The following is a 14,091-nucleotide window of genomic DNA, read 5'->3' as shown; positions in this document are numbered from 1 at the left end:
TGAATAAATATTGTACAAACTATTTATTTATAAACTGGCGGCTAGCTTGTGAATAAGCTTTTTAACAGGCGCTGCTAACCCTACTGTAGCGGGTTGATTCAGGTTGTACCAAAGCCACTGTTCTGGCTCTAGCAATTGCTGTGTGGATTGCCGTAAAAACAGCTTAACAGGAGTTATATCTAAATGATAATGGCTAAATGTGTGCCGCAACGGATTCCAAATTTCTGGCTTCGTTAATTTCAATTGCAGGGTACTTTCTAACGACTGAACCCACTTGGCTTGCTCTGTATCTGCTTCAGGAAAACTCCACAGTCCACCCCATATCCCCACTGCCGGTCGTTTATTCAACAACACCTCACCGTGCTGATTAACAATCATAACTAAACTGGTTTGCTTAACGGGTAATTGTTTTTTTGGTTTTGGCTCAGGGTATAAATGGGCTTCGCCATGTAAATGGGACTCACACTTTTTAGCCACTGGACACAAACTGCAAGCCGGTTTACTGCGCGTACAAACTGTAGCGCCCAAATCCATCATCGCTTGAGTATAATCACCAAATCGCTGTTTAGGAGTATAATGCTCGGCTATTTCCCACAACACTTGCTGTGTTTTTGCTTGACCGGTCCAGCCAACAACACGATGAAATCGGGCCAATACCCGCTTAACATTACCATCTAATATGGCTGCTCGTTTATTAATGGCAATGGATAAAATAGCCCCCGCTGTAGAGCGGCCGATGCCAGGCAGCTCAGCTAACGCCTCAACGGTTTCAGGAAATTGACCGTTGTACTCCTCCACCACTCTTTTAGCGGCCTTATGTAAGTTTCTAGCACGGGCGTAATACCCCAAGCCCGTCCACAAATGCAACACTTCATCAATATCTGCTTTTGCCAGTTTTTTTACGGTTGGGAAGCGCTTCATAAAGCGCTCAAAATAAGGAATAACGGTGGCAACCTGGGTTTGCTGCAGCATTATTTCAGACACCCAAACCCGATAAGGGGTTTTATTTTGCTGCCAGGGCAGTTGCTTACGCCCATGCTTATCAAACCAAGTCAATACTGGCTGATTGAACTGCCTTGCTGAAATCATTAATTAAACAAACCTTTCAGTAACTCTTTTGCTCGCTCACTGCCTTTTTCACCGAGCTTCTCTTTCAATTTGTCACCCAGCTTATCATCAAGCTTTTTATCCAATTTGCGTTTAAGCTCATCTTTTACAAGTGCTTCGGCAACTTCTTTCATTCGCTCGCTATCAACACCGCATAGTCCTTCTTTTTGGCCAAATTTGCCTTTACAGCGAACCGGCCAGCGAATATTGGCATAGCGCTCATTGATTCGACAAGCTTGATCACCTAAATCACCGGTTTGACCTAAAATCGTCAGCCCTAAATGATAATCCAGCATTTGCCTTACCAGGTCTACTTCTCCGTCGCCCTCTAGTTTCATCTGATCAAGTGAGGCAATTAAGTCATTATTTTTAGCCACGCCTTGACGGATATTGAATTGCCCATGTAATGACTTAAATTGGGTATTGCTATCCCAAGTCTTTCCACCCATTTTTTCTTTACGGATTTTAGCAACCGCAGTACAAACCATCTGGTTAACATTCGTCCCAGCAAACTGTCCGTCACTCACTTTAAATTTTACTAAGCCATTTAATTGCTTAGTTAATTCACTGGCTGTTAGTCCTTTCGTGGTAATTTCACTATTGATATGGCCAATGCCTGACACTTGGTTAACATCCATTAAATTCGTTAACAACGGCTTTAATTGTACACCTTCCAGTTGATTATTGGCTTTAATCGTAGGTTGCTTACCACGTACATCAACTGTCAACTGTTGCTTAAAACCACCTTCATACAACTTGGCGGATAGATTTTTCACATTAACCAGCCCGCCGCTTGCTTCTACCATAAGCGCCACATCAGTCAGCTCCGCTTTTTTAGCAATGAGTTTTTTCAAAGTCATTTTACCGGCCAAATTCAACCCTTTTAATGTCTCAACAGGAATAACCGGTTGCTCTACTGTTGCTGATTGTGTAGCTGGAGCTGTTGCCGGCGCATTACTTGATTCTGGCTGAGTGGCAGGTGCTTTAGCAGGCTTTGTGGTTTTAGCCGGTTCTGGTGGCAAATAATGGTCAACATTAAACTGATCAATTTGTAAATCAAACTGCAATGCCTGGGTAGCAAAGTCCTTAATGGCTATCTGGCCTGTTAATTTGCTTTCATCTAAGGTCATATTCACAGCATTTAAAGTCAGCTGTTTATCAGTGCCTTTAAATTGGGTGTTTAACGCCAATTGGCTCAATGCTTTATCAGAAGCCATGGCAGGCAATTCAACTCCAACACTAGACAACCACCGCTTGATATTTAATGGCTTTAAGCTTAATTGCCCGCTCATTTGTGGTGCTGTCGCAAATTGCTTAGTTTCACTGGTCAAGGTTAAACCCAGCTCACCAAACTGTATCTGCCAGTCATTTAGCGCCATTACTTGTTGTTTTAAATCAATGTCTAAATGACCATTAATTGTCCCTTTAAGACTTTTATTATTGGTTGGTTCTCCTACCGCAGCTAGCTCCCAGTTTAAGTCTTTCATTTGATAATGCTGGCCAATAAAGTCCAATACTAATGTTGTATCAAGTCGGCTATCTAACGACAGGCGTGGCTTGCTGCTGCTATAACTAAACGACAATTTAACTGGGAATGGCTTAGCGCTAGCAATCGCCCCAGTTGTAAAGTTGATATTTCTAATTTGTTGGTTAGTACCGGCCTGCTCGTCTTTATAATCCAAAATCATATTTTTAACTTGCACACTTTCTACTGCCAACACGACTGGCTTAGCTTTCTGCACCTTTGGCTCATCAGTAGATGGTGTCTGTTGATCGGAAGGCTGGCTACCAGGTTTTTGCTTACCAGCCGTTTGTGGCTGATTGGGTATTTCCCAATTACCTTTACCATTTTTATCTTTAACTAAATTAAGATTTAAGCCCGTTAACACAACATCATTCATTTCTACCCGACTACTGAGTAAAGGCCATAATTCCAAGCCCAGTTTTGCTTCCTCTAAGGCCAGTAGTGGTTGCTGTTGACGGTCCAACATCGCAACATCATTAACAGCAAAACTCAATTGTGGAAACAGTGCCAGTTCAATATCACCGTTAATACGCATTTGAAACCCAGTTTTATCCTGGACGACTTTTTCCAACTCAGGCTTGTAATCATTTGGATTAATAATTGAGTTAATAAATACCAATGCCAGTACAACCAGCAGCAATAATACCGCAATTGTACCTAAGGTAATTTTCAGTAGCGTTTTCATTCAGTTGCCCTTATACGTTTACTTTCACGCTGCGATATAAACGGGTAAAACTATCAGCGCTTCATTATCCGCTTATTTTACTCTATTCTGGGATGTCTTGATATAAACGACAGGATAGGCGTGTTATTGTTTTACCCACTCAGCCACTTTTTCTGCAATGGCTAAAGCAGCCGTAAGGCCGGGGCTTTCGATACCAAATAAATTAACCAGACCGGGTAATTGATGGTCTGCCTCAGTTTGGATGATAAAATCATTGGCAGGCTCACCTGGGCCCTGCAGTTTTGGACGAATCCCTGCGTAGGCTGGCATTAAGTCTTGCTGATTAATCGCTGGGTAATAGCGCTTAATTGCTTCATAAAACAGCTTAGCCCTGGTCTCTGGCACACCGTAATCCACATCACCTACATACTCAACATCAGGCCCAAATCTCACCCGCCCAGATAAATCAAGTGTCGCATGAATTCCTAAACCTGTCGTATTGGTTTCAGGTGTTGGATAGATCAGATGCTTGAATGGTGCTTTCCCCTTTAAACTAAAGTAATGCCCTTTGCAGTAATGCAGCGGTGGTATATTTTCGGGTACTAGTGTCGTTATAGCTTTCGCTACCCGTTGTGCTCCAAGCCCAGCTGCATTAACCAGCCAACGGGTTTTAAATGAATAATCTTCTTGCCCTGCCGCTGCTTGGCCTGTTGCGACATGTACAATAAAGCCATCTGCTACCTGTTCAACCCCGTTTACTCGTGTGCCGAAGAGTGAAATAGCCTGTTGTTGCTCAGCCTCTGTTAGTAGCCTTAACATCAACTGATGACTATCGACAATCCCGCTTGAAGGTGACAATAAAGCGACAGAACAACTAACCGCCGGTTCTAAAGTAGCTACTGCCGACTGATCCAGCCATTGTAAATCATTGACTCCATTAGCTGTTGCTTGTATATAAATACACTGCAACTGCTGCTCTTCTTCCGGCTGACAAGCCAAAATCAATTTGCCACATTGCTGAAAAGGAATCTGATAACGCTGGCAATAGTCGTATAATAAGCTTTTTCCCCGAACACACAGCTGGGCTTTTAATGACTGGGTAGGATAATAAATGCCCGCATGAATCACTTCACTATTTCGACTGCTAATTTCCTCTCCAAAGTGAGGATGTTGCTCCACAATGACTGTCGTGTTATTGGTTTGTGCTACTTCCGCAGCAATTGCCAATCCCACTACACCTGCACCAATAATGGTGAAATCCACTTGCTCCATAATACCCCACTACTCAATCCACTATAGAAATCAACCAGTGAAGAATAGGGTAACGCAAACAGAGACCAAAAGGTTAGCAGTACAATTACTGGCGGTTACTGTTCAACCAAAGAACTGGCCTGTGCAGTACTGAGTAATGGTTGTAGATTGGCCATAGATCTCACCCACGGCTTCAGAAACTGAATTTGCTTCAGCGGCAAACGGCTTAGTTCTTTTTTTGCCTGCTCCCTATTCTCATACACACCATACAGGAGTATGTGTAAAGGCTGGCCATGCGGTTTTACAACCACATGGGTACTGGAGTACAAGAAAGGGTATTTCAGTTGCAAGTTACTAATAGTTTGAACTTCATGAGCAGCGATCAACTGAATAGTCACATAATGTCGTGGTACTTGTTTCAAACGAGCAACCGTTGCTAAATGATCCGTTTTATTTGCTAAATTTAATGCCATCAACCGAAGCCGGTCTTTCTTAGCCGTTTCTTCTAAACTTTCTCGCTTGCCCGGCACATTAAGATCATCGCACTGCCATTGGTTTTCCACTAACTCACCCGACTTACATTGCCAAGGGGAAGCAACCGCCATCCCTTTCGTCTGTTCCTGCTCAGGCTGCTCAACTGCATATAACATTGTTTCATCTTGGTTTTTATTATTCCACGGTAGCCATTGACACCCAGAAAGACAGCATATCACTAACCCGCTACCAACTGCTGCCCACCGTTTAGCCCGTAATTGCATTTGTTTTATACCTAAAGGTTTATTCTGTATAAACTTCTAATGAGGTATTTTTAGTGTAGCTATTAATTGAATTTTTACTGCATTTTTATTAACAGACTTGTTATCTAAATACACGACTCAAGTAAGGCTTACTAAAAAAATAAGCGGGCTAGTACTCTTTAAGAAGCTCTTAACTTTGGGATGCTAAACATCGAGTGACAACGACCGCAAGACAGCTGTTGCCCTGGCATGCTTGGCTCTTTATCGTAGCGGCTATCCTTAGCTACATCTGTCACCTTATACTTATGATCACAAGAAGGACAAAAACAAAATAGTTGATCGCCAGAAAGTGCTATCTCTGCTAACACAGGTGGGGGAGGTTGTTGTGTAACACCTTTGTTTTCCCCATTTACTGGAATAATTCCCTGTGTTAGTTCATAAGGAATAGGCACAACAACCGTTGATTTATCACTACTAATATCACTTAATGTCTGTAAAACCCTCAATGTCATCGCACCCGGTGAAGACGCTAGCGTTTTAGCTGCATCAGAAAATATCTGTGCAGTCACTTGATCAGCCTCTGCTCTAATTTTTTGTGCACTGGCCTCTTTGCTTGCTTCAGTCTCACGCATCATTGCACGTAATAAGTTATTGTCCATGCTGGCATCAGTTAAACGAATATCGACATCGGCAATTCCCCACTTTGTGGAAGTCTTCCGAATCACTCGTTCAATTTCTTCCGCAATAGCTGATTTATTTCCCCTTACTTCTTCAATGGTTTTAGTTCCCAATACATCAGATATCGTCGTCAATGCCAATTGTCGAATACTATGGTTATAATCTGAAACTTGTAATAATGCTTGCTGACAATCAACCACTCGGTAATGTAAAGTACCCGAGATGGTCACAGCAATATTTCCATTCAACACCACTTGCTGATTCGGTAAGTCCACCGTTTGAATACTACTCTTTGTCGTGATCACTTGTTGTAATATTGGAATACAGAATCCAAGACCCGGCTCGACTAAACCTGAATATCTACCAAGAGTAAGCTTAACACCTACCTCATCTTGATTAATAACATAAAACCCAAAAAAAGTGATTACCGATTTTTTGCTCATCAACCTATCCTTGATTACAGGGACAAACTCCTTTCATTTAAAAGTAGAGTAGCCGATGATTTGAAGTTAAAGAGTTAAAAGCAGCCTTATTACAATGGTTTTTCACCAACAATACAGGTCTCATCTTTTGCAATAAGAAGGGAAGGTGTGGAAGCATCTAGCAGCAGTCGTTTAAAGCTTTCAATTTGCACTTTGGCCCCGAGCCTTTTAGCGATAATAGTTTCTTTAAAATTAACCCGAATCATATCCCCCTCCTGGGTTTCTGTTACATCAGTTCGGATCACTTCTAATGTCTCTGTTAATGCTGAGGCCACTCTCAGTTCATCAGTAAGTTGAGGCCTAAGTTTTCGTTGTAAAACAGTACAAGTTGGATCAGAATAAATTAAAATATCTGCATCAGATTTATACAACTGCATAAGTTTATCTAATGCTTTCTGCTGGGTTAGTTCTGTTATTTTTTCCAAAAAACTGCCCACATGGTGTGACTTCACTTTTTCCTCAGATTTTAGATGTAACCGCTTTCCTTCTCCTTTTATACAAGGTTTATCCTGAAAAAATAGCTTTCCGTTCACTTTGCATTGGTAAACTGCTGCACTGACACTACCCATAGACATAAGTAACAGAATAAAAAGGGTAAAGTTATAACAGTACTTCATAATAAACCCCTATAACGCTAGAGTGTGCAGCTTATCTTAATTCACAGTAAAATATAGCGTTAATGGTTTGGGTTAACCAATGCCGTTAAAATATGATCCTGCCATTGTCCATTGATTTTCAAGTAAGACTTTGCATAACCCTCTTGCTGAAATCCCAACTTTTTCAATAATGCCTCACTACGCACATTATGAGGTAAATAGTTGGCCATTATCCGATGCATATCGAGGTGCTCAAATACATAATGAATAGCATGTTGCAATGTTTCCAGCATCAACCCCGTACCTTGATAACGAAGATCAACAGAGTACCCAAGATGACAAGCTTGAAAGGCACCGAGCACAATATTAGAAAAATTACAGCTAGCAATCATTTCATGCTCCTGTTGATCTAATACAACCAAAGGAAGCATCATCTCTTGTTGAAATAAATTAAACGAATTAGTTATTCTTTCCCGCCAACCGGCTAATGAATAAAAATCCTTATCCCGCTTGGGCTCCCATGGGGCAAAATGATCTTGGTTAGATAGATAATATTGATAAATGAGCTCAGCATGATCAGGTGTTAAGACGGTGATAACACCACGGGATATATTCATTGTTGGTATCGCATCCATACTACTTACTCTCTTACATATACAAAATATCGTTATTTAAGTAACATTTTTGCTATAACAATACAACTGATGTTTATTAACAGACCCAGTCGTCCCATTAACAATGGTCCTGTTAAATGAAAACAACTAAACTTAATATGAAAGTGCAAACCAAGGAGTTTGGACATGCCTATCACTCCTCTCAAATATCAAATCACTACTGCAACTCGGCAAGTTAACCATCTGTTTAGCTTATTAGAACAACAACTACTTGAAAATCCTGATAATCAAGAAGCCATTAGCTTGCTAGAAGATATACAAGTATTTGCTGGGTTATTAATTGAAAAAGCAGAAACCACCCTTAAAAAAGCAGGCGCACATCACCGCTCCCCAGAGCAATGTCATGAACAGGATTTAACCGCCGTAATGGAAAAATGGTAATATACTCTTCGCGAATGATTATTAGGCTTCGTTACCATCGCTAAGCACCATGGATGGTGTGAATGCAGTTTATGCATGGTGGTATGGATACCACTAATTAGAGCAATGCAGGAGCAATAAACTGCCTCTACCTCAGTCATTTAGCCTATCTAAACTCCTGAGGCTTCCTCGCTCGGGGGCCTCACCTAAAGTCCCTACACTGTGAGTATATTTTTTACATCTAAAAATGAATCATAATAGGTATAGTGTTTAATTATTAGATTAAAACGACTGAATTTACATCAATTCTTTAACCCCTAAGACCAACTACTCCCTACACTATATTCATCATAAATTATTTGCCGATCAAAAAAAGAACAAATGATTATTAAATACACAAATTCATCAGACTATGACTGGAGGCGCCCTTTTATATTACAAAGGAAGTCGTTGCTGTAGTGTTAGCTTTTGTTATATTGATCAATATAATGTAAAAAAGATTCATTATTGATACCGACAACCAAATATTTGAATTAAAGTAAGTGGGTATCTGTAAGTTAAAATTTCAATAGGTTGCTATTTATGTTTAAACGTATTGCTTCTGATGCATTAGGGTTCAGTGATATCGGTGAAATTATTGACCCTAAGGATTACGATAAAGTTGACGCTGACGATTATGTCATGCATGAGGACAATGAAAAGATATTCTTTTTAATCAAATCAAAAACAGATGAATATTGCTTTACCAATGTAGCACTTATTCACTTAGATGGCACCACTGCAATTAGTAAAAAGCGATTACTGAAGCGTTATAGTTACCATGAACATATGATCAGTGATGTTATGTTGGAAACAGCAGGTACCGTTGATTTAGATGCCGAAATCAAATTTCAGATGGGTAAAACTGCTTACTCAATTGATGTTAAAAAAAATCAAATCGAGCATCTAAAAGATTTATATAAAGCACTGTATACCATTAGTTCTATACAACGAGATAACAGCCATTACTACCGGTTTGCTGAACGAAGTGTAGAGCTTGCTTCAAATACTGTGCATCGCTCTACCAGCTCCACCACACTTGAGACCCAGTTTAAGGAAATCAATCAACATGCCTTCGACTGGCTACACCTTGCACGAGATGCCTACTGTAGAAAAGATTTCAGTGATATTTTTGAGAAATACATAAACAATTAACTTACCCTTTTAATTATTTCAGTCAAATACTCCAGGAGCTTTCTCAAGAAAGTTCCTGCTAAAGCAAGGAAATATAATTTTAGTAGTACGCTAAATAAGCATTAAGCCAATCCGTTATTTTCTTACGCCGCTTTTCTATAGAATTCATTTGTTTATTATTTATAGTCTCCATAAAATTATTAATTAATAAAATGACCAGAGTCCTACTTTTATTGGGTGGATAGAAACTAATTTTCTGATTAAGCAATTCGATGATGCTGGTTTGCTTATCTGTTTCAGTATTATTGAGAATCTTCATTAATGCACTCTGGGTTTGTATGCGTCTAGTTAAACGCTCTTCAAGCAGTCCCTTGAAAGTAGTCACCTTATTATTGATCATCAACTTTTGCTCATCAGTCAATGAGCCAACAAAAAAAGTAAACTTATCATACACATTATCAATATCGTAGTCTTCGATTCTTTCTTTAATTTCATTATTTTCTTCAGCAAAATTAGCATACATCTCTAATTTCTGACTTTCATCAAGTAAAAGCATATACTTAGCTAGCAACACATTGACTTGCTTAGCTAGCTCAAGGTAATTCTCCGCTATAAACTGATGTACCTGACCAGCCTCAAACTCCTTAACCTTAATTTCATTTAAATAAGTTTTCAGTTTCACAACACGATGTTTCTCACGTGTTAACATTTTCTCAATATCTTGCGATAAAGCTTCTTCCTGCGAAGCATTCAACGATAAAGTATCAGCAATGCGGTCAGCAAACAGTGAAGGTAAGTTACGAATGAAAAAAGATTGTAAGCTACAACTGGCTAATAAAACGATGGTAATAGTAACTATAACCTTATAAGAAATATGTTGTAATCTACATAAGTTTTTCATAATTTTGAAATATATACATATACTTTAGACTATCAACAATATACCATGCATTATCTACAGCTAGTTAGATTAGCATATAAACTAATAGCCAATTAACGTTCCACTGGAAGCGGACCCTTTACTAAATCAGAATTTTTTAAACCTCTTTTTTCATAATACTTCTAACTCTAGCTTTGACTGATGCAGCCTCATCCTTCATTGCCATTTCAAAAAGCTGCTTAACTTCAGCCATATATACTGGATCACTGCTGTCCCACATTTACAGCATCCTCATTTGCTTATGATCATCTGTATTATTCGGTGGTGAGGGTGTAAATAATGCTTTAAGCTCTCTACGCTCAAACAAAGTGAGTTGCATGAGTCGAGCTATTTGAGTGATCGATAGTGTTATTCCATGAGAAAATTTTAGATAAGCGACGAGCAAATAAGCACACATGGCTACCCATATCTGGGTTAACACGGCATTTTTAGAGGTACCGACAAACGATTTTATCTTTAGGTTTTGCTTTATCCACTTAAAAAATAGCTCTATTTTCCAGCGTTCTTTGTAAATAGCTGCAATGGTGCTGGCTGCGAGCTTACTATTATTAGTTAAAAAGTAATATTGGTTGCCAGTCTCTGGGCATTTAAAACCGATACGACGTAAATGACCTTTATAAACAGCCCCTTGTTGGCTAGTCAACTGAATGTGCTGATCAGAAGTGACTGTACTGCTATTGTCGGTAGGCTGGCGCTTTAGTACACGGTATTTGGCTTGCTTTTTTAGTCGGGTTACAAAGAAGATTCCTTGCTCATTTAAAGTATTAAACCAGCGATAATCAGTGTAGCCACGGTCTACAGCAAGAATACTCCCCTTGGGGAGATCAAGGCTGCGTGCTATCTGTATTTCATGACATTTCCCTTCAGTAATACTCATAAATGCAGGCAAGTAGCCATTATGATCAAACCCAACATGTAACTTGATAGCACCTTTACTTTTTCGAAAATCTGCCCAAGGAAACATGGATAAACACAAGTCGATCACTGATGCATCAAGAGAATACAATGGATTTTTAAAACGAAACTTATGCCCTGGCCGATGATGATGACATTTATTTAATAGCTTATAAAACAAGGCTTCATAAAGCGTAGCGGGTTGCTGTTCATTGACACGGGCCAAACTACTTCTGGTGATATTTCCAATACCATGGTGATAGCGTTTATGCTGCTGAATCGATAGGTGATCAATGATGTCACGCAAACTATTGCGACCTGAGAGTTGACCAAATAATAGCGCAACAAACTGCCCCCACCGAGTCATTTTACGTAGCCGTTGACCCGTATGATGCTGATTGGCTAGTGATTCAAACTCATGTCTAGAAAGCAACTGAAGTATTTGGTGCAAGATTGTGTTACGATGAGCCAAGGCTTAAATCCTCTGGTTTTGCAGTGTTTGGTTGCACTCTCATTGTAACAACTTATGGGGACTTAAGCCTTTTTTGTTTCAATCTTATGGGACAGCAGTGATACTGGATACTGTTTAGCTAAGATATAAAAGCCATTATATCCCCATGCACGTATAAATTTATTCTTATCAGTAAGTGTTTCTCTTAAAAACTGTTCTACTTTCTTACACTCTACTTTAGCAATAGGCATAAAAGGAAGTGATTGGAGTATATGCAGTTTGGACTCCCAGTTGGCTAATTTTTTTAAGTAACCATAAATACACTTTATTTGCTTTTTCTGCAAGCAATGTCCCTCTTCTAAATAGGCTTTCAGTAACCAAGTAGCGCCCTTTTGGAAGTCAGGGTAGTTAATTAATTCAATAATAGAGTCAGCAAAGTCTATCTCAATGTAGTGCGTGTCATAAATTATTGAAATAATAGCTTTAGACTTTCCATCCCAGGCAGCTAATTCTTTTCTAATATCCATAATATCGATCAGTTTTTAAGATTTTAAAGTACAACATTTGATAATATTGTACTTGATGTTATCAGTTTTTATAGAAGCAATAGATACACCAAAACTCTTAATATTTGAAAGTGTTTTATTATGATGTAGACGAATTTTTTCAGCTGTTGCATGTTCTTTATCATGGGTGGTATGAGCATCCGCCACTAATTGTATAGAGTAGCCTAATGCGGCAGCTCTCCTAACAGTGGTATCCACACAGAATTCCGTCGCATAACCACAAATGACTAAATCAGTAATAGAATAACTTTTCAAAATACTATCAAGCTCAGTTCTTAAAAACGAATCAGGTGTTGTCTTTCTGACAAGTACGTCTGTATCATGCACAACTAAATCTGACTGGAGTTGCCATCCCTCAGAACCATAAGTAATGATGCTATCCTCTTGCTCATGCTGAATAAAAATAACCGGAACACCTAAACTTCTCGCCTGCTCAGCCAATAAGTTAATATTACTAATAACACTGTCCACAGCAAATGGTGGTGGATTACTTTCAAATAAAACACGTTGTACATCAATGACTAACAATGCAGACTTCATTTTTTCCTCAGCAAAAATTATTTTTCAGTACTCAAAGTTATTGTGCATTCGGTCCTAAATGCTCAGCGATTAGTTGCCTAGATCCATTATGATAAACGATTGTTGAGGTACCACGCCCATTACCAGGTTCTGGTACATTTACATCACTCGATATTTTACCAGAGTTCTGCTTCCAGATTATATGTCGATTTTATTCCATGCTTAGCATAAAATGCTACATGATTTATAGCTTCTTCTTCAGAATATACTGCTACTAAAATACCACCACGCTTAATTCTCTGTTTAGCAGTTTGAAGAGAATCCACAAATTCATCTTGTACAAAATTAAGAACATCTTTTACTCTACCACTAATACCGATAGTTCTAATAATATATTGCATGCCTTCAGGGGCAAAGGTATACATATTAATATTACTCAAAATGTAATAATTTTACCTAATTATCACTATACCTAAGCCATTAACTGCTGTATATTTGAACAGCATGGAAACTTAATTGAGAAGGTATAAATAATGGCTATCAACAAAGTTCAATTTCAAAAAGGCCTGAGTTTAAACGAGTTTCTCAAACAATATGGTACAGAAGAACAATGCTTTAATACCTTATACAAATTGCGATGGCCAGAAGGTTTTCAGTGCCCCAATTGTGGATACGACAAATGCTGTCAACTCACTACTAGAAAGCTTCAGCAGTGCTATAAATGTCACCAGCAAACATCTGTAACTGCAGGTACTATCTTTGAATCAACCAAATTACCATTAAAGACTTGGTTCCAAGGGATGTATTTGATCTCCCAAGACAAAAAAGGTATATCAGCCATAGAATTACATCGCCATTTAGGTATTTCCTATCAAGCTGCCTGGAGAATGAAACATAAGCTCATGAAAGTGATGCAAGAAAGAGAAGGCACCAAGCAATTGTCGGGTTTTATTGAAATTGATGATGCCTATCTTGGTGGCGAGCGTACAGGTTGCAAAAGAGGTAGGGGAGCAGATGGGAAAATACCTTTTGTAGCAGCCGTAGAAACAACAAAACAAGGTCAACCGACACGAATTAAACTGAGCATTTTAAAAGGGTTTAATAAAGAAGAGATAACGGCTTGGAGTAGGCAGAATTTGGCCAAGGGCAGTACCGTAATCTCCGATGGACTGGCCTGTTTTAATGGTGTCATAGAAGCAGGTTGTCTTCATGATAAAATTGTATGCGGTGGTGGTCGTGCATCAGTAGAGGAACCTGAATTTTATTGGGTTAACACCATCCTTGGAAACTTAAAAAGTGCTTTACGTAGCACTTATCATGCTATTCGCGCTAAATATGCACAACGTTATCTTGCTGAATTTCAGTATCGATTTAATCGAAGATTTAGCTTAGTAGAATTTATTCCTAGGCTAGCATTTGTAGCACTGAGAACACCTCCACTACCAGGTAAGCTACTAAATATAGCTTAGGTATG

General features: G+C 39.1%; 15 protein-coding genes. 3 read left to right on the top strand and 12 right to left on the bottom strand.

Features of this window, described 5'->3' with window-relative positions:
- Positions 1–27: 27 nt before the first annotated feature.
- The 7 genes from mutY to rimJ all read right to left on the bottom strand — a co-directional run bounded on the left by mutY (position 28) and on the right by rimJ (position 7,675).
- Positions 28–1,089, bottom strand: coding sequence for an A/G-specific adenine glycosylase (gene mutY / locus G4Y78_RS01870; protein ID WP_163831115.1), 1,062 nt, complete (start codon positions 1,087–1,089; stop codon positions 28–30).
- A complete protein-coding gene (locus tag G4Y78_RS01865) occupies positions 1,089–3,317 on the bottom strand; it encodes an AsmA family protein (protein WP_163831113.1) in 2,229 nt (742 codons plus the stop codon). The genes mutY and G4Y78_RS01865 overlap by 1 nt, the downstream gene beginning before the upstream one ends.
- Before the next feature lie 123 nt (positions 3,318–3,440).
- Positions 3,441–4,568, bottom strand: coding sequence for an NAD(P)/FAD-dependent oxidoreductase (locus G4Y78_RS01860; RefSeq protein ID WP_163831111.1), 1,128 nt, complete (start codon positions 4,566–4,568; stop codon positions 3,441–3,443).
- Between the two features lie 95 nt (positions 4,569–4,663).
- A complete protein-coding gene (locus G4Y78_RS01855; RefSeq protein WP_163831109.1) occupies positions 4,664–5,305 on the bottom strand; it encodes an SPOR domain-containing protein in 642 nt (213 codons plus the stop codon).
- 158 nt (positions 5,306–5,463) lie between these two features.
- Positions 5,464–6,405, bottom strand: a complete 942-nt coding sequence (locus tag G4Y78_RS01850) for an SPFH domain-containing protein (RefSeq protein WP_163831107.1) — start codon at positions 6,403–6,405, stop codon at positions 5,464–5,466.
- Positions 6,406–6,494: 89 nt separating this feature from the next.
- Entirely contained in the window at positions 6,495–7,061 is a 567-nt protein-coding gene (locus tag G4Y78_RS01845) for a DUF4124 domain-containing protein (RefSeq protein WP_163831105.1), read from the bottom strand.
- A gap of 59 nt (positions 7,062–7,120) precedes the next feature.
- Positions 7,121–7,675 (bottom strand): ribosomal protein S5-alanine N-acetyltransferase, encoded by a 555-nt coding sequence (rimJ, locus tag G4Y78_RS01840; RefSeq protein ID WP_163831103.1) that lies wholly within the window; start codon positions 7,673–7,675, stop codon positions 7,121–7,123.
- Between the two features lie 165 nt (positions 7,676–7,840).
- On the opposite strand from rimJ, the gene G4Y78_RS01835 reads away from it, so the two are divergent.
- Both G4Y78_RS01835 and G4Y78_RS01830 read left to right on the top strand, forming a co-directional pair.
- A complete protein-coding gene (locus tag G4Y78_RS01835) occupies positions 7,841–8,095 on the top strand; it encodes a hypothetical protein (protein WP_163831101.1) in 255 nt (84 codons plus the stop codon).
- Positions 8,096–8,656: 561 nt separating this feature from the next.
- On the top strand, positions 8,657–9,268 hold the full coding sequence (locus G4Y78_RS01830) for a PH domain-containing protein (protein ID WP_163831099.1): 612 nt from the start codon (positions 8,657–8,659) through the stop codon (positions 9,266–9,268).
- Between the two features lie 79 nt (positions 9,269–9,347).
- Here the strand turns inward: G4Y78_RS01830 and G4Y78_RS01825 are convergent, their stop codons facing one another.
- The 5 genes from G4Y78_RS01825 to G4Y78_RS01805 all read right to left on the bottom strand — a co-directional run bounded on the left by G4Y78_RS01825 (position 9,348) and on the right by G4Y78_RS01805 (position 13,042).
- Positions 9,348–10,148, bottom strand: a complete 801-nt coding sequence (locus G4Y78_RS01825; RefSeq protein ID WP_163831097.1) for a hypothetical protein — start codon at positions 10,146–10,148, stop codon at positions 9,348–9,350.
- Between the two features lie 259 nt (positions 10,149–10,407).
- Positions 10,408–11,553: an IS4 family transposase gene (locus G4Y78_RS01820; protein ID WP_163830996.1), complete on the bottom strand. Its 1,146-nt coding sequence runs from the start codon at positions 11,551–11,553 to the stop codon at positions 10,408–10,410.
- Positions 11,554–11,615: 62 nt separating this feature from the next.
- The gene (locus G4Y78_RS01815) at positions 11,616–12,059 is read right to left on the bottom strand and encodes a hypothetical protein (protein ID WP_163831095.1); all 444 of its coding nucleotides are present in this window, start codon (positions 12,057–12,059) and stop codon (positions 11,616–11,618) included.
- A gap of 15 nt (positions 12,060–12,074) precedes the next feature.
- Positions 12,075–12,638, bottom strand: coding sequence for a cysteine hydrolase family protein (locus G4Y78_RS01810; protein WP_163831093.1), 564 nt, complete (start codon positions 12,636–12,638; stop codon positions 12,075–12,077).
- 155 nt (positions 12,639–12,793) lie between these two features.
- Entirely contained in the window at positions 12,794–13,042 is a 249-nt protein-coding gene (locus tag G4Y78_RS01805) for a hypothetical protein (RefSeq protein WP_163831092.1), read from the bottom strand.
- Between the two features lie 108 nt (positions 13,043–13,150).
- Here G4Y78_RS01805 and G4Y78_RS01800 point away from each other — a divergent pair, with 108 nt between their 5' ends.
- Positions 13,151–14,086, top strand: coding sequence for an IS1595 family transposase (locus tag G4Y78_RS01800; RefSeq protein WP_163830705.1), 936 nt, complete (start codon positions 13,151–13,153; stop codon positions 14,084–14,086).
- Positions 14,087–14,091: the final 5 nt, after the last annotated feature.

The organism is Spartinivicinus ruber (assembly GCF_011009015.1).
Classification (GTDB): Bacteria; Pseudomonadota; Gammaproteobacteria; order Pseudomonadales; family Zooshikellaceae; genus Spartinivicinus; species Spartinivicinus ruber.
This window is presented reverse-complemented; position numbering and strand designations above follow the sequence as displayed.